The 16,987-nt window shown below is 58.6% G+C and carries 20 protein-coding genes and 1 pseudogene; 18 read left to right on the top strand and 3 right to left on the bottom strand.

What is annotated here, in order from left to right; translation table 11 throughout:
- Both ACZXDY_RS35975 and ACZXDY_RS35970 read right to left on the bottom strand, forming a co-directional pair.
- Nucleotides 1-1,221 carry an efflux RND transporter periplasmic adaptor subunit gene (locus tag ACZXDY_RS35975; RefSeq protein ID WP_464348788.1) on the bottom strand — a complete coding sequence of 407 codons (1,221 nt, stop codon included), beginning with the start codon at nucleotides 1,219-1,221 and terminating at the stop codon, nucleotides 1-3.
- A gap of 41 nt (nucleotides 1,222-1,262) precedes the next feature.
- Nucleotides 1,263-1,541: a metal-sensing transcriptional repressor gene (locus ACZXDY_RS35970; protein ID WP_028162923.1), complete on the bottom strand. Its 279-nt coding sequence runs from the start codon at nucleotides 1,539-1,541 to the stop codon at nucleotides 1,263-1,265.
- A gap of 182 nt (nucleotides 1,542-1,723) precedes the next feature.
- On the opposite strand from ACZXDY_RS35970, the gene ACZXDY_RS35965 reads away from it, so the two are divergent.
- The 5 genes and pseudogenes from ACZXDY_RS35965 (at nucleotide 1,724) to ACZXDY_RS35945 (ending at nucleotide 4,802) form a co-directional block, all read left to right on the top strand.
- Complete coding sequence (locus ACZXDY_RS35965) at nucleotides 1,724-2,794, top strand: Cj0069 family protein (protein ID WP_464348797.1); 1,071 nt, start codon at nucleotides 1,724-1,726, stop codon at nucleotides 2,792-2,794.
- 72 nt (nucleotides 2,795-2,866) lie between these two features.
- Nucleotides 2,867-3,253, top strand: a complete 387-nt coding sequence (locus ACZXDY_RS35960; protein ID WP_464348787.1) for a hypothetical protein — start codon at nucleotides 2,867-2,869, stop codon at nucleotides 3,251-3,253.
- Nucleotides 3,254-3,307: 54 nt separating this feature from the next.
- Nucleotides 3,308-4,141 (top strand): type IV toxin-antitoxin system AbiEi family antitoxin domain-containing protein, encoded by an 834-nt coding sequence (locus ACZXDY_RS35955; protein WP_464348786.1) that lies wholly within the window; start codon nucleotides 3,308-3,310, stop codon nucleotides 4,139-4,141.
- Nucleotides 4,128-4,350: pseudogene (locus ACZXDY_RS35950) on the top strand (nucleotidyl transferase AbiEii/AbiGii toxin family protein); the annotation flags it as partial. The gene ACZXDY_RS35955 and the pseudogene ACZXDY_RS35950, both read left to right, overlap by 14 nt.
- A 257-nt stretch (nucleotides 4,351-4,607) precedes the next feature.
- Complete coding sequence (locus tag ACZXDY_RS35945; RefSeq protein WP_464348785.1) at nucleotides 4,608-4,802, top strand: hypothetical protein; 195 nt, start codon at nucleotides 4,608-4,610, stop codon at nucleotides 4,800-4,802.
- Between the two features lie 507 nt (nucleotides 4,803-5,309).
- On the opposite strand, the gene ACZXDY_RS35940 is transcribed toward ACZXDY_RS35945, so the two are convergent.
- Nucleotides 5,310-5,567 (bottom strand): helix-turn-helix domain-containing protein, encoded by a 258-nt coding sequence (locus ACZXDY_RS35940; protein WP_464348784.1) that lies wholly within the window; start codon nucleotides 5,565-5,567, stop codon nucleotides 5,310-5,312.
- Between the two features lie 277 nt (nucleotides 5,568-5,844).
- Between ACZXDY_RS35940 and ACZXDY_RS35935 the strand changes: the two genes are divergently transcribed.
- From ACZXDY_RS35935 to ACZXDY_RS35875, 13 genes are all read left to right on the top strand, one after another.
- Nucleotides 5,845-6,249: a hypothetical protein gene (locus ACZXDY_RS35935; protein WP_464348783.1), complete on the top strand. Its 405-nt coding sequence runs from the start codon at nucleotides 5,845-5,847 to the stop codon at nucleotides 6,247-6,249.
- 21 nt (nucleotides 6,250-6,270) lie between these two features.
- Nucleotides 6,271-6,612 carry a DUF6634 family protein gene (locus ACZXDY_RS35930; protein WP_464348782.1) on the top strand — a complete coding sequence of 114 codons (342 nt, stop codon included), beginning with the start codon at nucleotides 6,271-6,273 and terminating at the stop codon, nucleotides 6,610-6,612.
- Nucleotides 6,613-6,912: 300 nt separating this feature from the next.
- Nucleotides 6,913-7,449, top strand: coding sequence for a hypothetical protein (locus ACZXDY_RS35925; protein WP_464348781.1), 537 nt, complete (start codon nucleotides 6,913-6,915; stop codon nucleotides 7,447-7,449).
- Between the two features lies 1 nt (nucleotide 7,450).
- Nucleotides 7,451-7,987: a hypothetical protein gene (locus ACZXDY_RS35920; protein ID WP_464348780.1), complete on the top strand. Its 537-nt coding sequence runs from the start codon at nucleotides 7,451-7,453 to the stop codon at nucleotides 7,985-7,987.
- Nucleotides 7,988-8,179 carry a hypothetical protein gene (locus ACZXDY_RS35915; protein ID WP_464348779.1) on the top strand — a complete coding sequence of 64 codons (192 nt, stop codon included), beginning with the start codon at nucleotides 7,988-7,990 and terminating at the stop codon, nucleotides 8,177-8,179.
- A gap of 198 nt (nucleotides 8,180-8,377) precedes the next feature.
- Nucleotides 8,378-8,512 (top strand): hypothetical protein, encoded by a 135-nt coding sequence (locus tag ACZXDY_RS35910; RefSeq protein ID WP_464348778.1) that lies wholly within the window; start codon nucleotides 8,378-8,380, stop codon nucleotides 8,510-8,512.
- Nucleotides 8,513-8,528: 16 nt separating this feature from the next.
- On the top strand, nucleotides 8,529-9,359 hold the full coding sequence (locus tag ACZXDY_RS35905; RefSeq protein WP_464348796.1) for a metallophosphoesterase: 831 nt from the start codon (nucleotides 8,529-8,531) through the stop codon (nucleotides 9,357-9,359).
- Between the two features lie 211 nt (nucleotides 9,360-9,570).
- A complete protein-coding gene (locus ACZXDY_RS35900) occupies nucleotides 9,571-11,133 on the top strand; it encodes an AAA family ATPase (RefSeq protein WP_464348777.1) in 1,563 nt (520 codons plus the stop codon).
- A gap of 97 nt (nucleotides 11,134-11,230) precedes the next feature.
- Nucleotides 11,231-11,488: a hypothetical protein gene (locus ACZXDY_RS35895; RefSeq protein ID WP_464348776.1), complete on the top strand. Its 258-nt coding sequence runs from the start codon at nucleotides 11,231-11,233 to the stop codon at nucleotides 11,486-11,488.
- 423 nt (nucleotides 11,489-11,911) lie between these two features.
- Nucleotides 11,912-12,460 (top strand): hypothetical protein, encoded by a 549-nt coding sequence (locus ACZXDY_RS35890; protein ID WP_464348775.1) that lies wholly within the window; start codon nucleotides 11,912-11,914, stop codon nucleotides 12,458-12,460.
- Nucleotides 12,461-12,644: 184 nt separating this feature from the next.
- Nucleotides 12,645-13,442 (top strand): TnsA endonuclease N-terminal domain-containing protein, encoded by a 798-nt coding sequence (locus ACZXDY_RS35885; protein WP_464348774.1) that lies wholly within the window; start codon nucleotides 12,645-12,647, stop codon nucleotides 13,440-13,442.
- A 1-nt stretch (nucleotide 13,443) separates the two neighbouring features.
- Entirely contained in the window at nucleotides 13,444-15,636 is a 2,193-nt protein-coding gene (locus ACZXDY_RS35880) for a Mu transposase C-terminal domain-containing protein (protein ID WP_464348773.1), read from the top strand.
- A 200-nt stretch (nucleotides 15,637-15,836) separates the two neighbouring features.
- Entirely contained in the window at nucleotides 15,837-16,970 is a 1,134-nt protein-coding gene (locus ACZXDY_RS35875) for an ATP-binding protein (protein ID WP_464348772.1), read from the top strand.
- Nucleotides 16,971-16,987 lie beyond the last annotated feature (17 nt).

The raw sequence follows: 16,987 nt of genomic DNA, 5'->3' as shown, positions 1-16,987 counted from the left end.
CTAGTCCTCGTCGCGAGATTTTGCGAGTTCCGCCTTGAGCGAGAAGGTATTCGAGACGGCGATAGTTTCGCCGGGATTTATCCCGGAGGCGATCTCGACGGACTGCCCGTCCTGCTCGCCAAGCACGACGCTGCGCTTTTCGAACCCGTCCTTATTGCGAACGAAGATCGCCTTTCCACCGTCGACATTCTGGATCGCGGTTGCGGGCACGACGACCTCGACCCGACGCTCGCTGAATGCAATCGCGGCTGTGACGAACGATCCCGGACGCCAATACCCATTCGTGTTATCGAGAGCGGCCACGACGCGTGCTGTTCGGGTTTCCTTGTCGAGCAACGGGCTCACGAACACGATCTTGCCGGTTGCCGTCTCGGGCAACCCGCGCGCGGAGACGCGCACCGACTGGCCCTCCCTGACCTGCGGCAGATCGGCGGAAGAGACCGACAGCTCGACCCAGACGCGGCTGAGATCGACAATGACAAACAGCTCGGTCTCAAGATTGTCGCGCCCGACCGCCGCGCCAAGCTCGACCTTGCGTTCGGCAAGCCGACCCGACACCGGGGCACGGACGTTCTGGCTGCGCAGCGACGCGTCCGGGGATTGCGGCAGGCCGGCGATTTCGTCGGCCTCTACGCCCAATGCGAGCAGCTTCTGGCGAGCGATGTTGAGGCGCATCTCGGTCTGCGCGGCAGCATTGCGCGACTTGATGTATTGCTGCTCGGGAACGGCACGCCCCTCCCACAGCGACTTATCGCGCGAGGTGAGGTCCTGCTGCAATTCGTTGGCAAGTCGGGCGGCGAGATACTCGCTCTTGGCATCCGCCACTTCGCGGCTTTCGAGGACAGCAAGTACTTCGCCCTTGGTGACGTCATCGCCGATATTCTTGCACAGTTCGGCCACTGTCCCCGATAGCTTCACCGACACATGGGACACCCGGCCCGCATCTGGAATCACCGTCCCTGGCACGACCAGACGTTTTGCGACCATCCCGGGACCGATTGTTGCGAGGTCGATGTGGGCCAGCTTGATCCGATCGTCGTCCATGGCAACGACGGGTATCTTCGGCGCGGCCTGCTCGGATTTGCCGTCGCGTTGCGGCGGCGCATTGCTCGGTGCGATGCCGACGGTACGCTGCAGCCTCGTCGAAACGTCCGGCATCAGTGCCACGACCGCGGCGCCCGCCAGAAAGGCGACGATTGCAATTATTGATCGGTTCGCCATCGAAGTCTCTGATGCGGCCTGAACATGCTCGCTGTGCCGCGTTAAAGATATTTCGAGATGGCCTTGAACTCGGCCAACACGCCCTTGGTCGATTTCGCGGATCCATTCGCGGCGGCATCCAGGCAGTGATCAACATGATCATGGATCAGCGTCCGCTTGGCCTCGCCGATCGCCTTTTCGACGGCATGCAGTTGCTGGGCGAGGTCAAGGCAGGATCGGCCTTCGCCGAACATCTCGATCACTCGATGCAGATGTCCTTCGGCGCGCCGCAGCCGCTTGACGATCTCGGGGTGGGTTTCGTGGACGTGCTCGTTTGCCATGCCCGTACCCTATCCCCCTGGAGGGGATAATCGCAAGATCCAAATCGCTTCAGAGCAGCAATCGACAACTTGCAACGAGTGGATAAAGTCGCGTAAACTTATTCACCGGGGAAGGGCAGACTCCCCGTCAGACTTTTCGGTCCAAGCTCTGCGCGACACGCGATTCGTCGTGGAGCTTGCGCATGAACACCGAACGGAACGCCTCTCAACATCACACTGTCGCCATCCTCTCGCGCGGAGATGCTGCCGCACGTCGAGACGCAACCCCACAGAACAGCCGCTTTGTCAGCGTTTTCGAGGCCCTAGCCTCAGTTGGCGTCGAGGGCCGCCCCGTCATCTACGATGAAATCTTCGCTGATGCGGTTCGCGACCAATTGCTTGCGGTCGATGGAGTCCTTGTCTGGGTCAATCCCATTCATGAAGGGAAGACGCGCGCGGCGCTCGACCAATTGCTGCGGGAGGTTGCGGCAAGAGGCCCCTGGGTGAGCGCACATCCCGATGTCATCCTGAAGATGGGGGTCAAGGAGGTGCTTTACCGAACGCGCCATCTTGGTTGGGGCGCGGACACGCATCGATACGACAGTGCGGCCGCCTTCCGCGCCGAATTCCCATCGCGGCTGCGGACTGATGGCCCACGCGTGCTCAAGCAAAATCGGGGCAATGCCGGTGAAGGCGTTTGGAAGGTCGAGTCCCTGCCAGACACCAACGCAACAGTGCGGGTGCTGCATGCGCAGCGCGGCAGCCTGCCCGAGGACATGCCGCTGGAGGCCTTCATCGTTCGCTGCGAGCCGTATTTCGGGTGGGGAGGCTGCATCATCGATCAACCGTTCCAGCCGCGCCTGCCGGAAGGGATGATCCGCTGTTATATGAGCGGCTCTAAAGTCGCCGGGTTTGGGCATCAATTGATCAAGGCCTTGATACCGCCGCCGCCGGAGGGGCCCGACTCGCCTGAGGCGCAGCCGGGGCCACGGATCATGCACGGGCCCGACGCCGCGTCGTTCGAGGCGTTGCGACGATTGATGGAAGACGAATGGACACCACAAATGCTGGAAACGCTCGGCATCGATGGACCCTCGCTCCCGGTCATCTGGGACGCGGATTTCCTCTATGGCCCGCGCGACAAGTCCGGCCGCGATACCTACGTCCTCTGCGAAATCAACGTGAGTTCATGCTTTGCCATTCCCGACGAGGCGCCGGCAGCGATCGCGCTGACGGTTAAAGACCGTCTTATGCGAACTTATGGAGCAAGATGAAAGCACGACGCGGCGCAGCGCCGGAGCGAGTCGGCCGGGAACGAGTCCGCTCACGATCTGCACGCGCCCGATGTGCCGCGCGTTCGCTATGACCTCAATGAGCGCCTGATCGAGCGGCAGCGTGCCCTGGTGCCTCGCAAGCTCGGCGCAATGGGCGACACGCTTCAACTCCGTGCGGGCGGCCTGGTGGGCCATCTGAATTGCCGCTCCTCACCAAGCTTGATCTCAGGGTCGCGCATCGACCTGATCGAGCACCGACCGAGGACGAAGCAGACCTCTCCCGGCTGGTCCACAGGTGGAGATGGTTTGTCGCATTGGCTGTGGGACGCTTCAGTAGCTGCCGCTGGAAAACGTGTACGAAAATTCGCTCCAGGGCGGATTTTGGTGCACGTCTTCAATCGGCTGGGCTTGGCAAAGGAGGTGGCCGTTGGTTTGATATTTCTGCGATTTGATAAGTAAAGCTTAGCGAAAAGCTATATTCTCAAACTCCTATGGTTTGAAAATATGCCAAGCATGACTGAGCGTTCCGCCGGTAAATTAAACCACCTCGAACGGACCCTTCCTGAGGGCCTCCTTGTCGATTCTGCATGGATGACGAAGCACGGATACTCGACTGGCCTGCGTAGCCAATACGTCGCGTCAGGCTGGCTCGTTCAGCCGTCCCGCGGAACCTTCAAGCGCCCGCTCGGAACGCTGACTTGGCAGAAGGTCATCATATCGCTCCAGACCCTGCTTCAGCGCCCCCTCATAGTTGGAGGACGGACCGCGCTCGAACTGCAAGGATTCTCGCACTATCTCCGGCTTACAGGACCAGCCGTCGTTTACCTTTACGGTCACGATGCTCCGCCCGGCTGGTTATTCAAGCTGCCGCTCAAAGAACGATTCACCTTCCGGAAGAGCCAGGTGCTCTTCAACTCCGATCCCGTTACCAAGGGACTCGAGAACTATGCCTGGAATGTTCAGGACAACACTGGCGAAGCGGGATCATTCAAGAAAGTCTGGGGCCAGGCCGAGTGGCCATTGACCGTTTCGTCACCCGAACGGGCGCTGCTCGAATTGCTTGACGAATTGCCAAACAACGAGAGCTTCCATCAGGTCGACATGCTCGTCGAAGGCTTGCGTAACCTCAGTCCGCGGCGACTGCAAAAGCTTCTGGAGGACTGCAAGAGCATTAAAGTCAAACGCCTGTTCTTCTGGTTCGCCGAACGTCACAATCACTCATGGCTCAAGCAAATAGACCGCAGCAAGGTCAATTTGGGGAAAGGGAAGCGCATGCTGGTAAAAGGCGGGAAGCTCGATCCGAAATACATGATTAGTGTGCCGGAGGACCTGAGTGCCCCTGCTTGAGCGATTTCAGCGCCAGGTCGCGCTGCTAATCGAAGCTCTGCCGTTTGTGGCGGAGGAGAAGGATTTTGCCCTCAGGCGGTACGGCCATCAATCTATTCGTACGAGATATGCCCCACCTTTCGGTCGACATCGACCTGACGTATTTGCCCGCGGGCCCTCGGCCCGAGCCATTGCCCGGGATTGATGCCGCCATGAACCAGCGCGCGTCATTGCGGCGTCGGAAGACGAGGTGGCTGGCGTACTCCATGGCTAAGAAGAGGGCTGGGAGTTGGTCGCGCGGCAGCACATTCCTCTGCGGCAACCTATTCGCGGTCGGCGGAATTGGTTTCGGATCGATTACGCGGAGGGAGCTGTTTGCTTGGCAACGATTCGCCAACCATTCACGCCTCCCTTCGGACAGCGCTAACGAATCAAAAAACGTTTTGCCCCACGTTTGCGGTCACCAAGTCAATTTGGGGAGCCGGATATGAACGGGGCAGCGGTCGTCCTAGAGAATGTGCGCCGATTCCGCACGATAGCTTCGCTGTGCCGCCAAACTGCGGCCTTTCGGCCGGTTCAAAGTTGCTCTCTCCTGACGCAAGCGGAAGAATGGGAGCATATGGCAGTAGCAGAGCTCGAAGACTATTTTGCTGCTTGCGCTCCCCTTCAGGTTATCAATTGACTCTTTTGCGCGCCGCAAGCTCGAGCCTTCAGGGCTGGGTCAAGGCGCGCTAACGGTGGCTTCGCTGGATGCAGCGCAGCACAGACGGCCGTGGGTCTGCAGGCAGAGGTAACTATCCTCGATCATGATGTCGTCTTGTGAAACGTTTGCCGACCACATCGAACGCCTGCCCGCTATTTTAGGTGATCAACCGAGAGATGGCCCAGCCCGGATCTCATCATCGGGTGCAGCACTGATCTCAGGGCCCGCTGCGCCTAAGCCAATCAGTCACTCAGCCGCAGCGGCGCTTGCCACGCGATCATCTTTCGGCTGTAAGGTTGCAATTGCAAAGCCCGAAGACGATTTGTTTCCGATTTACGAGCCTTAGTTGAGTCTGACGTGTACAAGTAACCCGTGAGCGCATGCGTGCACGGTTGCGGAGTGCAATGCTCCCACCGACCAAGGTCTCACGGCGATGCGCCTATCCGCCGACTGCCGGCATTTGAGACACGGCTCTTCAGCGCAGGCCTAACGAGCGCTGATGCTGTTTTCTCCAAGCACTATGCCGAGGCCCGTCCCCACGGCGCCGACAAACTGAAATTGAATTCCTTCATTTTCAAGTGTAGCTCTCAAGCGGGCAAGCGTGTCATCATGCGGCACCGAGCGTCCTAGCTCGTATTGCGCGATGGCGCGCTCGGACAGTCCTGATTTGAGACACAGCTTTCCCCGACTCCAGCCAAGCCAGGCGCGCGCAGCGCGCAATTGATTGGGGCTGATTGCGGTCATATTAACCATATTCTCACCGAAAAGTGGAAGTTTCCGCGGTAATGTGGTAAATGATCGGTTAACGTGCTGCCGAAGACAGAACGTCTGCCAACAAGCGAGCCATCGAAAGCTAACATCGAATCCTTGAACATGGATTTAGATGAGCGGGCACGCGTGTCCTCAAGAGGCGGGTTGCTAGGACCCACTCACGCAATCGAATCCTTGACTTCGGCCGCGCGGCTAATTTTCGCGGGCACCTAACAGATCACGTCCAACCTGTTGCTACGGGAGTGTTTACATGCCCGCTTCAGCTACACGTGCGCCAATTGCTGCGGCAATTCCCTGCTTCTCACCATGTTCACCCATGCGCTGGTGGCGATTACGTCAACCGGATACCTTTTCGCTCGACGATATAGCAATGATACGTCGGGCAATGATTGGCACGGAAATTCCGGGGGAGCCCGAATGGCGCAGCGCCGTGCTGGGGAATGCGCCGATCGCCGTGGGAGTTGCAGTTCGACAGCTCAAATCGAAGCGCATCGGTGCGGCTGAGGTCGATCTGGCCCTGTCGGCTGTACTTTGCTGCGCAATCGAAGGGAACGCAGCATCTGCGATCGTTGTGTCTTCAGCCCTGAGGCGTCGCTCGAAGATCGACGTCCGCTGCAAGATGCTGAGTGAGCTTTGGCTCTTTGCAGACTTCTAGCGTGCTCGCCTCGCTGGACTGATGGAGGGACGGACCATGACTGGGACAGCCTCTTGTGGCGACTTGGCCACGCTTCATGCGCAACTAACTCGGCTTCTGAACGACATTCGAGAGTTGCGCGTGAAGACAGCGCCGGCTCCGATTCATTTGGAGGAAGCTCCGCTGGTTGACCAATGGTCGATCGGTCTCATTCCGGTTCCTTGCATCGTTGGGACGATGGTCGGGTGCCCAATTTTCCGCAACCAGCCGCGCGTCCACACGCAACAGGCTGTCCTGATCGACCCCAAAGCCGGCTGGGCTCGAACGTGGTCGGGATTCTATCGACTCGGCACCAGACAAGTCCTCGAGAGCGGCGATCAGTGATGAGCGACCTCATTCTCTCTGTTAGCAGTTCGACTGCTTAACTCCTGCTGACACAGCCGGCGTCGATAAGGTCCGGGCGAGCGGCACAGACCGACAACTCGACGAGAAAGCGCGGCTCTATGGTTGGGGTGCTGATTGCTTACGACGCAACACGCGCACTTCGAACGGCGGACCGGTACCAGCCCGGCAAGACAATCAGGCTCATATGGGACCTGCGAACCGTCGTTACCTGCGGTTGCGTTGCAGATGGAAGGCTCCGTCGAGATCTTCGCAGCTCCCAAAAAGGGATGGGGTAGCGGTATGGCGGCTAGTGATTGGCGAGTCGAGCTCGTAAAGGCCTATCCGGACCTCTTGCAACCGGTCGGCGACCCGCCCGCGGCTGAGGGCTGGCCCGAGGTCGGCGAAGGCTGGCGCGACCTGCTGGAGCGCGCGTGCGCCCGGATCCGGGCAGCGGTTGAGGCCGACGGCGGGACCTTTCACGCGACGCAGATCAAGGAGAAGTACGCGACTCTCAGATTCTATTTTGATGGCACCTTGTCTCCAGAGGCTAAGGCGAAGGTCGAGGAAGCCATCGACCTGGCGGAAGCCCGCAGCGCCTGCACCTGCGAGGTCTGCGGCGAGCCCGGCCGGCTCTACGGCACAAGCTGGCTGATGACGCGCTGCACCGAACATGCCGAGGGGCGGAGCCCTGTCGGGTTTCAGCCCGAGTTCGAGAATGTCCACATCAAGGAACAATGGGTCGGAAACCAGCGGATCGTCCGGTGCCGCCGCTACGACCGCGAGACCGACTCGTTCGTCGACGTCGATCCAGGCTCCCTCGGAATCGAGGAGGAGTGAGATGGCACCCATCGTCAAAGATTGGCGGATCGAGCTCATGCGGGCGCATCCTCGGCTCTTCTTGGTTATCGCCGGTAAGCCGGAATACCTCTTCGGCTCCCCTCTCTGCGAAGCTGGCTGGCGCGACATCATCGAACGGATGTGTGGCCGTATCGAGAATGCGTTGCAGGATGATGAGCGCTTTGAATTCGTCCGCATCCGGCAGAAGTTGGGGATTCTGCGCGTCAACTGGGATGCCGAGGTTTCGGACGACACAGCAAGCAAAATCGGTCACGCCGTCGACCTTGCGGTCGCACGATCCGCCTGCACTTGCGAGATCTGCGGGAGCGTCGGTCGGCTGTACAGCAGCCGCGGCTGGCTCAGTACGCGCTGCACCGAACACACAACGGGCGATCCGGTGCCGATCAAGACCGGTTGGGAGAACATCCGATTGTTGCGACGACGTCGCGGAGAGACCGAACTCTACTGCGCGCGCTACGACCGTGAGGCGGACACGCTAACCGAGATCTCGCCCGGCTCTCCCGAACTGGAGGAATAGATGGCCAGATTTCGCTGCTCCGCCTGCGGCCGAGAAGGCGGGCTCGTCTACGACCCTCAACGGCATGAATGCCCACGCTGCGGCTCGAAGGACGTGGTCTTCGCTCTGGCTGTCGACGAATTGCCCGACGAGATCATCGAAACGATCGCTTCCGCCGAGCCGCTCGACGATCCCGAAACCGATGGGGGCTGACGCGTGGCCCTGATCACGTCCGAATTGATCCGCAACTGGCATCAGACTGGAGACGCACGTCCGGTATTTGACGTCATGATCATTGCCCGAGGACACTGACATCAAGAGCGAGGCTACACGCTGCGACGCGCGCGGTTCGGCATCGATCTGATCCGCTATCCGGACTACGACGATTTCTACAGTCCGGCCACCATTTTGATGGGAGACGACGAGAACGGCGAGTTCCAGGTCACCACCGAGATCCTGTGGATCGACGCCGGCCGCGAGTGGGCGGTCTGCGAAGATTGCTTCTGGTGGACGCCTCTCGACGACCACAAACGCAACGAGGATTGACGTGCGGCTCTGGATCATGTCCGACATCCACCTCGAACTGACCCGCGGCTGGGACCTGCCGTCCCCGGCCGAGCGGCCGGATTTCGACGTCATGGTCGTCGCCGGCGACCTCGTGCCGCGCATGGAGCGCGGAGTGAAGTGGTTGCTCGAGCGCGTGCCGGATCGGCCCGTCATCTACGTCGCAGGCAACCACGAGTCTTATGGCTGCGACCTCGATCGCACGGTCGGAAAAGCCAAGGCCGCAGCAGATGAATCGAATATTCATGTCCTGCAGAACGAGACTATCCGGATTGGCGAGGTGACTTTTGCCGGCGCGACGGCATGGACAGATTTCGCACTCTTCGGCGACGTGCACCGCGCCATGACGGTGGCGGCCGAGCGGATGAACGATTTCAAGAAAATCAGGGTCGGTCGCTATGTCGAGCGCTTCCGGCCGCCACATGCGCTGGCCCGGCACCGGGAATCGCGCGCGTTCCTGGAGAGCGAGATGCGCAAGGAGCGATCCGGACCCCTGGTGGTCGTCACCCATCATGCACCGATGCCGGGCCGCGGGTATCGGCTGGCTCCGCACTATCCGGGTGTTCGGCTGGCCGACGAAGAAATCTTGACTGCCGCCTATCGCAGCGATCTCACGTCCCTGATGTGGCCGGCCCCGATGGGGGACGGCAAGAACGCGTTGCGGCCCGCCGACCTCTGGATCTACGGTCACACGCATGAATCCGAGGAGGTCACCATCGGTCACACGCGCATCGTCAGCAATTGCAAGGGTTACGGCCCGTGGTTACCGGGTCGGCAGCGCACCTGGGATAACCCGAACTTCGATCCGAATTTCGTAATCGGAATCTGAGCTAAGCATCCATACGGCATCGAAACAGCGTCCAGACGAACGCGTTCTTCCTTTTGTTTCGACTATTGCGTCAGAGTTCCGCAAGCGACGATTCTGAAATCGGTCGCAGGCAGCGCGCTCGGTCGGCAGGTGCATCCCATTCTATGAAGTTTGTTCTGTCGTCCTCGCTTGCGAGCAGACAATGGAACGACGATAGCGCGGAGGGCGAACCATGAGCGCGACCGATGACGATGAGCTCGATCCGCCGGCGGTAGCCGCCGACGCAGCCTCCACAGGCGCGGCCGCTGATTCCGCCGACTGGGATGACCGTCTCAAAGGCCTACCCCGGCTTCTGAGGTACGCCGTGCTAATCGCCAGCAATGCCAGTGTTATCGAGCAGCGGCTGATTGCCGAGATTGAGGAGCTTTGTCCAAAGCTCGCCGAGAGCGCCGCATGGGCCGCAACTCGGAGAGAGGACGCGGGACTGGCGCTCGCCGCTGAGCTTGACCGCCATGCCGTCATCAGGAACGAGCCAAATCTCAGGAGCCTTGCCGATTGCGTGCGGATGGTGTGTCTGCCGACACCATATGACACCACCTACTTCGATGACTACCGCAGGGTGGGCAAGGCGCTGCTTAAAGCTTTTCGTGCGACTTCAAGTCATACCGAAGAGCAACTCTGCTGCGATCTCGAAAGATTCACCTTCGGTTGGGCAGCGCTGCCGGCCTGCACCGACCTTTTGCCGAAGGGGTCGTTGGCCGCGAAGAATGCGACCTTTCTTGGAAGGCGCATGGCGGTGCACCGCATCTCCGCAGCCAAAGCGGCAGCTGAGCGGAAGAGCAAAGAAGAGGAAGAGCACCGCAAGAAGCAAGAGGCCGATGAGAAAACCGCCCCGATCCAACGGCAAGTGTCTGCGGAAGCCGTTCCCGACCGTCATCTCGTGGTCGCGCGCCTCTCGAACGAAGAGATGAAAAACACGAAGCTGAAGGATATTTTGGGTCCGCTAAGAAGCGTTATCAACGCCGCCTTGCCGCTGGCTGAAGTGCCACCGTTGCGCGACGTGCGCAACGCGCTTATGTTTGAATTCCCTTATGCAATTGACGTGGTCGACTTCGCGCTTGCCGATCTCGTTGGCCGCACCACGGTCCACTTGCGCCCTTTGCTGATCGTCGGCCCGCCCGGTGGCGGCAAGAGCAGGTTTGCCAGGCGTATCGGCGAGACGCTCGGCATCAATGTCTGGCGCGAGGATGCTTCCCGTGCCGATGGCGCGGTATTCGGCGGCACGGATCGTCGCTGGTACTCGGCCGAGCCGTGCCATCCTTTCCTCGCCATAGCCCAAGGCAAAATTGCAAATCCCCTGGTCCTAATCGACGAAGTCGAGAAGGCGGCCACACGATCCGACTATGGCCGCCTTTGGGATTGCCTGTTGGGCTTTCTCGAGCCGGAGACCAACGCCCGTTATCCAGATCCGGCATTGCAGACCAATCTCGATCTTTCGCAGGTCTCTTACATCGCAACCGCCAACAACCTCGATCCGCTGCCCTCGCCCATACGCGACCGCTTCCGGATGGTGACGTTTCCGACACCGATCGCGGACGATCTCGGCGCCTTGCTGCCGGCCGTGATTGCCGATCTCGCGAGAGAGCGCGGGCTCGATGAGCGCTGGATCCAGCCGCTCGATGGTTCCGAGCGCGCCGCGGTCGCGAGGTACTGGCGTGGCGGCTCCGTGCGCCGCCTGCGCCGGATCGTCGAGGCCATCCTGCGCGAGCGTGACCTCCGCGCAGCGATCAACTGACCATGAGCGAGGAGCCGCACAACGGTTCGATGCGTCGGATCCGGATTTGTCGCGGTCACACTGGAATCGATTGGCTCAGTTAGGAGGAGATTAGGGAATGCTATTGATCACAGTCGAACAGGTTCTTGGAGGATTCGCGCCGATGCGGCGCACGATCGCCTCGATGCGGATATCCAACGTTTCGGAGCTGGCTCCGATCTCTGATTACCGGGTGGAAGCGACAGAAGCGAGTAACCCGCTCACCGGGACGCCGCCCCGCAAAGGGGACTGCATCGTGCGTGGACACGATCGCGCTCAGTCGGTCTGGGCTTTGCTGGCGAAGGCTTCTGAGGAAGTCCTGAAGGCGGATTTCTGAGGCCGCGCGCGCCTTATTGAGACTCCTCCGATCGCCGACCACGGCGACGACCGCGTGGCAGACGGTAATGTGGCGGCTAGGTTTGCTCGGCTTGAATTCCCTGGGTAAGACGAGATTGTAAAATACGGCACCTGCCGCCTCGAGCGATCGGCCATCTATCTCGGGTATCCCGAGGAAAGCGATTCCGGCGCATCGCAATCCTTTTCGTTCCAGTTCACGATGCGCTCCGTGTGCTGCAGTGGCGGCCGATGCGGATCCGGGTGGCACTCTAAGCTCGCAATCGATGCCGGTGCCGATTTCCTGATCAGCATAGCGAACCAACCCATCCTCGAACACGCATTCCAGGTGAACGAATGAGGCCGGATCGCGAACGCCTGTCTCACGGCTTCCAGTGCAAGGGCTCCTTCGAACCCGAGGTGACACATGTTCTGCGCGTTCCAATCCACCAAAACGATGAAACCTGTTCCGATCGACAGCGCCGAGACTGAAAAAGCGCTGATCCATCTCACGCTCGATCGCAGCGTCATTGCGATCGAGCACTTCGACCAAATACAGAAGGGCAACACCCTCATCGAGGTCGACGCCATCTTCATCAGAGACCACAGGGGGCGCCATCTGCTAGATATCGATTCCAAGCGCGCCTCCGCACAGGTCGCCGAGGTCGCGAATGAGTTCTTGATTCCTCTTTGGGCAATTTCGAAGGCCAGCCTTCTGGAGGAACCGCGCTCCAGGAACGAAAGCGAAGTATGGACGCATCGTGACCATGCTGTGCCCGTGCATCTCCGAATGCAGATAGTGGCGCAACTCGGCCGCAAGCGAGCGCTCCGCATGAGCGAACTTCAAGCGGCAATTGTCGGCTTCAAATCCACGAAACAATCGATCCTAGCCCTCGCGTGCGCGGGTGTCGTGCAGATTGATCTTGACGCGATTCCCCTCGGGACCGACTCGATGGTTCGTGGCGGACACTGGTGACGTGCAGGACCGATTGTCTCTCGGCATCCTGTTATAGCATTGGAAACCAATGAAGAGCGCGGGGACCGCCCCCCTGAAGCGATCAACCGTAAGTTTACGATCCAACACTACGTGTACGATAACACTTCGTTTCGACGTAATGACCCTGGGTGATTGTGTCGGTTGTCCTACTTGGGGGCCCTTTATGGCTCGTCGACGCTATACCTGGACCGAAAAACGCATCACGAAATTCCGACGGGAAGGTAGAGGAATAGGGAGCGGCGCGGACTACCTCCCCTGGCTCAAGGTTTCCGACTTCCCATCCCTTGGCAGGAGCCGACGAGTATTCTGGCCAGTTTCTGGTCGCGAACATCATCTCTTCTCGGACATCGAATATTACGCATTCCTCCGCAAGTGCTACGACGACACAACACTGGATATAAGAGAGCAATTTCCTCTTCCGCGCGAAGAAACATTGGAGATCTCTCACGAGATCCAAGCCCGACACCCGCGTGCGGACGGCATCAACATCGTTATGACCACGGACTTCGTGGTAACACAGACGTCGGCTTCAGGTCCCATCGACGTCGCATATGCGGTCAAAACAGACGACGATCTCTGCAAGGCGCGAACCTTGGAAAAATTAGAAATCGAACGACGTTTTTGGGAGAGGAGAAGAACGCGATGGCACATTATCGTGGGCTCGAGCGTCCGCGACAACGTCAGTCTTAATCTCGAATGGATGTTCGACTGCCAACCTGATCGCGAAGCGGAGGACGAACCGACCATTCGCGAGACTCTCGTCGAAGCTCTTGGTGGATTGAAAGAGTTTCCATTGCGCACTGTTTGCAGCGTAGTCGATTCGCGATTGAGAATCCGCGCCGGCCGCACCTTGGGGATCGCTCGACGGATGCTCAGCGAAAAGAAACTCCGGGTCGATCTGACGGCGCGTAGCCTGCAGGATCTTCCGGCCGCCAATTTCACGGTTGTTGGGGACCTTTAGTTTGCCGGTTTCTTTGATTAAGAAGCCAATCCTGCTCGAACGCATGCTTCTCAGAGAATCAGATCCTGAGGGCGCGTTGTTTCGCATCGTCCACGTGGACGATGATAGCGGAATGTTATGGCTCTTCAACGTAGCAGAGATGGACTGGCCAGAGCGAGTTCAACGAGAGAGCCTGATAGGCCGATTTCTGACGGCTCCGCCTACCTTAACCATCGAATATGTCGATCCGTTTCTGCCGAAGCTGTCCGAGGAGGAAGCCGACAGTGCAGCCGCCAGAACGCACGAACGCAATTGGCAAATTGTAATCCACCTTCTAGGAAACGATCGCGGCCGGAGTCTGCTATTCAAGATTCCGCGCAAGGAACGGATAGACGCTGCCGTCAAAGACACGGGCGTCACCCGACCGACCGTCGTTACGGCCATTAAGCGATACTGGCAACGTGGTATGAGCCGCGAAGCGGTCCGGTCGAACTACGCCAATTGCGGCGGACCAGGCAAAACTAGAAATATCGTAAGTGGTCGAAAGGTCGGCAGGCCGAGAACGATCGCTACCGGCGTTGGCATTTCGGTCAACGACGACCTACGGCGAAAGATGCAAGTCGGAGTCGACTACTATCTTAGCCTCAGAAAACCTTCGCAGAAGCGCGCCCTAAACTATGTCGTTGAGCTCTTCTTTTCGCATCGCCAACAAGAGACAGGTCCACTGACGGTTACGCTCGACGATGATCGCCCTACGCTAAGGCAGTTCGGCCATTATCTACGCACCTACTTCGCGGAAAACGATCGGTTCAGAGCTCGTCACGGTCAAAAGCGATATGACCTCGAAACGCGCGAAATCCTCGGAAAGGCCGACCAAAATGCGAAGGGGCCCGGAGACGAGTTTCAGATCGACGCGACCGTCGCTGACGTTTATCTGCGATCACAGTTTGACCGGCGGCGCATCGTCGGACGGCCGGTCATCTACTTCGTGATCGACGTGTGGAGCCGATTGATCGTGGGCATTTACGTCGGGTTTGAGGGGCCGTCGTGGATTGGTGCGATGATGGCTTTGACCAATATGGTAACGCCAAAGGTCGAGTTCTGTCGGCAGTACGACATCGAGATCGATCACGAGCAATGGCCCGCTCATTACGCACCCCGTTCTATTCTGGCTGACCGCGGCGAACTCCTGAGCGAAGAATTGGGAAGGCGTATCGTCGATACCCTCCGGATCCGAATTGGGAATACCGCACCAGGGCGAGGCGATCTCAAGGCAATCGTCGAATCGCGCTTCCGGGTCGTACCATCGATCTTCAAGCAATTTACTCCCGGATACGTCGAACCGGACTTCGGCACCAGAGGGGCTCGTGATTACCGGCTCGATTCCGCGATGGACATTAGGGACTTCACAAAGGTCGTCATACGCGCAGTCCTTCAACACAATCGATCAAGAATTACCGACATCGACACGCCAACCGAAATGACGACCGACGGCCTTTCCGCTACGCCGCTGGCGCGTTGGACCTGGGGTGTCGAGAACCGAAGTGGAGCATTGAGAGAGCTAACCTACGAGGACGTCGCATTGGCGGTTATGCCGCGAGCCTCAGCTCGCGTCACAGGAAGGGGCATTAAGTTCAAAGGCGGCTTTTATACGTGCGACCAAGCGGAAGAACATCGTTGGTTCTGGAAAGCGCGCAATAAGGAAGGATGGTCAGTTGAAGTATCGTACGATCCGCGAAGTTTGGAGAGACTATACCTCTGGGATCCAAAGGCGCCACGTGGATACGAAGCTTGCCGTCTGCTGCCTCCCTACCAGGAACTGATTGGTAAGACACTGTTCGAATACGAAGAGAAGGAACGCGCCGAGAAGCGACTGGCTGCTTCGGAGGCAGGAACAATCCAAGCGCAAGAGATTGAGACCGATATCGCGTTGAGAACAATTCAGGAAGACGCAATCGCCAAGACGCTCGAAGTCGACGAGCGCAGTGCGTCCAAAAGATCTCGGGTTGCAGCCATACGAAGCAATCGTGCCGATGAGAAGGCGTTCCAACGACCTATCGAGGCAATCGATTTAGCTCCTGCGGCCGATCTAACAATTCCGCGAAACAACTCGTCCGCGCCAACACCACCCTTTCAGGATCTACCGGACGCTTACGAGGACGACATGTTGTCCAGGCTCGAAATGCTCGAAGAAGCTAACAATCAAAGCAAGTAGGAAGCTCGACAATGCACTCCCATCTCATACCGGCATCCTACGTGGCGATAACGCGGCCTGAGGCTGCCGGAAATCCCCTCCTAGAGGCGCTGCCTCCGATTTTATCAGCCAACGACACGAAAGTACTTTTATCTTTCGGCCGTCGACCGACATATTCGGATGACGAGCGCATGCTTTCGGGACCCGAAAGGATGCTCTGCGTGGGTCGCCTCAACGACTATCTGCTGATGATGACGCCTCACGGAGAGATCATTGAACAGATTGGTCTTATTCTCGATGGGGGCTACGTGCATCGTAACCCGGTGCTCCCGGAGTTCCGGAAGTCCCTGGTCGAGTTCTATCGGCAGAGATTGCAAGGTCGGATTACACCGATCGAATGTTCTGGGCCATCGACAGCGCCGTCATTCGCGCTTTTCGGCGTATCTGGAATGGGAAAAAGCACTGTGGTGGAACGAGCACTTTCGTTTTACCCGAAAGCTCTGAGCCATGAAAAGCACGGTTTTTTCCAGATAGTATGGTTGAAGATCGATTGCCCGATGGACGGCAGCCTAAAGCAAATGCTGCTCTCTATCGTCGCGAAGGTCGATTCAACTCTAGGTACCAATCACTCAAAGTCGGTCAACGCTCGCGTTCCAATCGATAAGCTGATCCTTGACGTCGCCAAGATCGCGGCCCAGCACCATCTTGGTGTACTTGTGATAGATGAGGTCCAGCACCTGTTGGCCGCAAAGGGCGTCGGCACGGAGAAGTTGTTAAACTTCTTCGTGACGTTCACGAACGATGTGAAGGTGCCGCTCATCGTTCTCGGCACCCCTAAGGCACAAGTCCACCTCGAAATGCTTTTTCGAGAGGCTCGACGTGTTGGTCAGTATGGCTCAGCCCTATGGGACCGCATGGTTCCGGGCCGTGAATGGGACTTTTTCCTCAAGGTCCTTTGGAAGTATCAATGGCTCAAGAAGGCGGAAGGTCTTTCTCCTGAAATTTCGGAAGCGATGTACGATCAAACGCAAGGGATTACTGCGTTGGTCATCCGTCTGTTTCAGCTTGCCCAGTTGCAAGCAATACGTGGGAAAAGCGAGAAGATAACGGTAGGCCTGATCAATAAAGTAGCGAAGGAGAAGTTCTCGCTTCTCCGCCTTGCACTTGATGCCCTCAGGAGCGGCGAAAAAGATCGGATCGCAAAATTTGAGGATCTTATCTCGTCGGGCGTATCCACGCTGAAGACGTTGACCACGCAGCAGCAGACTACCCAGTCGATCAAGGTGGCCGAGAAGCTAAAGCGGGATGGGGTTAAGTTGAATCGATTTGGGATTCCCAAATCAGTGAGTTTCTGATTCACCATGCTGGCTGG

Source organism: Bradyrhizobium sp. LeoB3, from assembly GCF_055456055.1.
Note: the sequence above shows the minus strand (reverse complement) of the source record. Positions and strands in the feature narration are given on the sequence as shown.

What these genes read in the sequence shown, in the direction of transcription:
- ACZXDY_RS35940 (WP_464348784.1), bottom strand. Translation starts at nt 5,567, where the DNA reads ATGACCGCAATCAGCCCCAATCAATTGCGCGCTGCGCGCGCCTGGCTT.
- ACZXDY_RS35915 (WP_464348779.1), top strand. Translation starts at nt 7,988, where the DNA reads ATGGCCAGATTTCGCTGCTCCGCCTGCGGCCGAGAAGGCGGGCTCGTC.
- ACZXDY_RS35935 (WP_464348783.1), top strand. Translation starts at nt 5,845, where the DNA reads ATGCCCGCTTCAGCTACACGTGCGCCAATTGCTGCGGCAATTCCCTGC.
- ACZXDY_RS35955 (WP_464348786.1), top strand. Translation starts at nt 3,308, where the DNA reads ATGACTGAGCGTTCCGCCGGTAAATTAAACCACCTCGAACGGACCCTT.
- ACZXDY_RS35900 (WP_464348777.1), top strand. Translation starts at nt 9,571, where the DNA reads ATGAGCGCGACCGATGACGATGAGCTCGATCCGCCGGCGGTAGCCGCC.
- ACZXDY_RS35920 (WP_464348780.1), top strand. Translation starts at nt 7,451, where the DNA reads ATGGCACCCATCGTCAAAGATTGGCGGATCGAGCTCATGCGGGCGCAT.
- ACZXDY_RS35885 (WP_464348774.1), top strand. Translation starts at nt 12,645, where the DNA reads ATGGCTCGTCGACGCTATACCTGGACCGAAAAACGCATCACGAAATTC.
- ACZXDY_RS35910 (WP_464348778.1), top strand. Translation starts at nt 8,378, where the DNA reads ATGGGAGACGACGAGAACGGCGAGTTCCAGGTCACCACCGAGATCCTG.
- ACZXDY_RS35895 (WP_464348776.1), top strand. Translation starts at nt 11,231, where the DNA reads ATGCTATTGATCACAGTCGAACAGGTTCTTGGAGGATTCGCGCCGATG.
- ACZXDY_RS35925 (WP_464348781.1), top strand. Translation starts at nt 6,913, where the DNA reads ATGGCGGCTAGTGATTGGCGAGTCGAGCTCGTAAAGGCCTATCCGGAC.
- ACZXDY_RS35905 (WP_464348796.1), top strand. Translation starts at nt 8,529, where the DNA reads ATGTCCGACATCCACCTCGAACTGACCCGCGGCTGGGACCTGCCGTCC.
- ACZXDY_RS35965 (WP_464348797.1), top strand. Translation starts at nt 1,724, where the DNA reads ATGAACACCGAACGGAACGCCTCTCAACATCACACTGTCGCCATCCTC.
- ACZXDY_RS35970 (WP_028162923.1), bottom strand. Translation starts at nt 1,541, where the DNA reads ATGGCAAACGAGCACGTCCACGAAACCCACCCCGAGATCGTCAAGCGG.
- ACZXDY_RS35930 (WP_464348782.1), top strand. Translation starts at nt 6,271, where the DNA reads ATGGAGGGACGGACCATGACTGGGACAGCCTCTTGTGGCGACTTGGCC.
- ACZXDY_RS35975 (WP_464348788.1), bottom strand. Translation starts at nt 1,221, where the DNA reads ATGGCGAACCGATCAATAATTGCAATCGTCGCCTTTCTGGCGGGCGCC.
- ACZXDY_RS35890 (WP_464348775.1), top strand. Translation starts at nt 11,912, where the DNA reads ATGTTCTGCGCGTTCCAATCCACCAAAACGATGAAACCTGTTCCGATC.
- ACZXDY_RS35945 (WP_464348785.1), top strand. Translation starts at nt 4,608, where the DNA reads ATGAACGGGGCAGCGGTCGTCCTAGAGAATGTGCGCCGATTCCGCACG.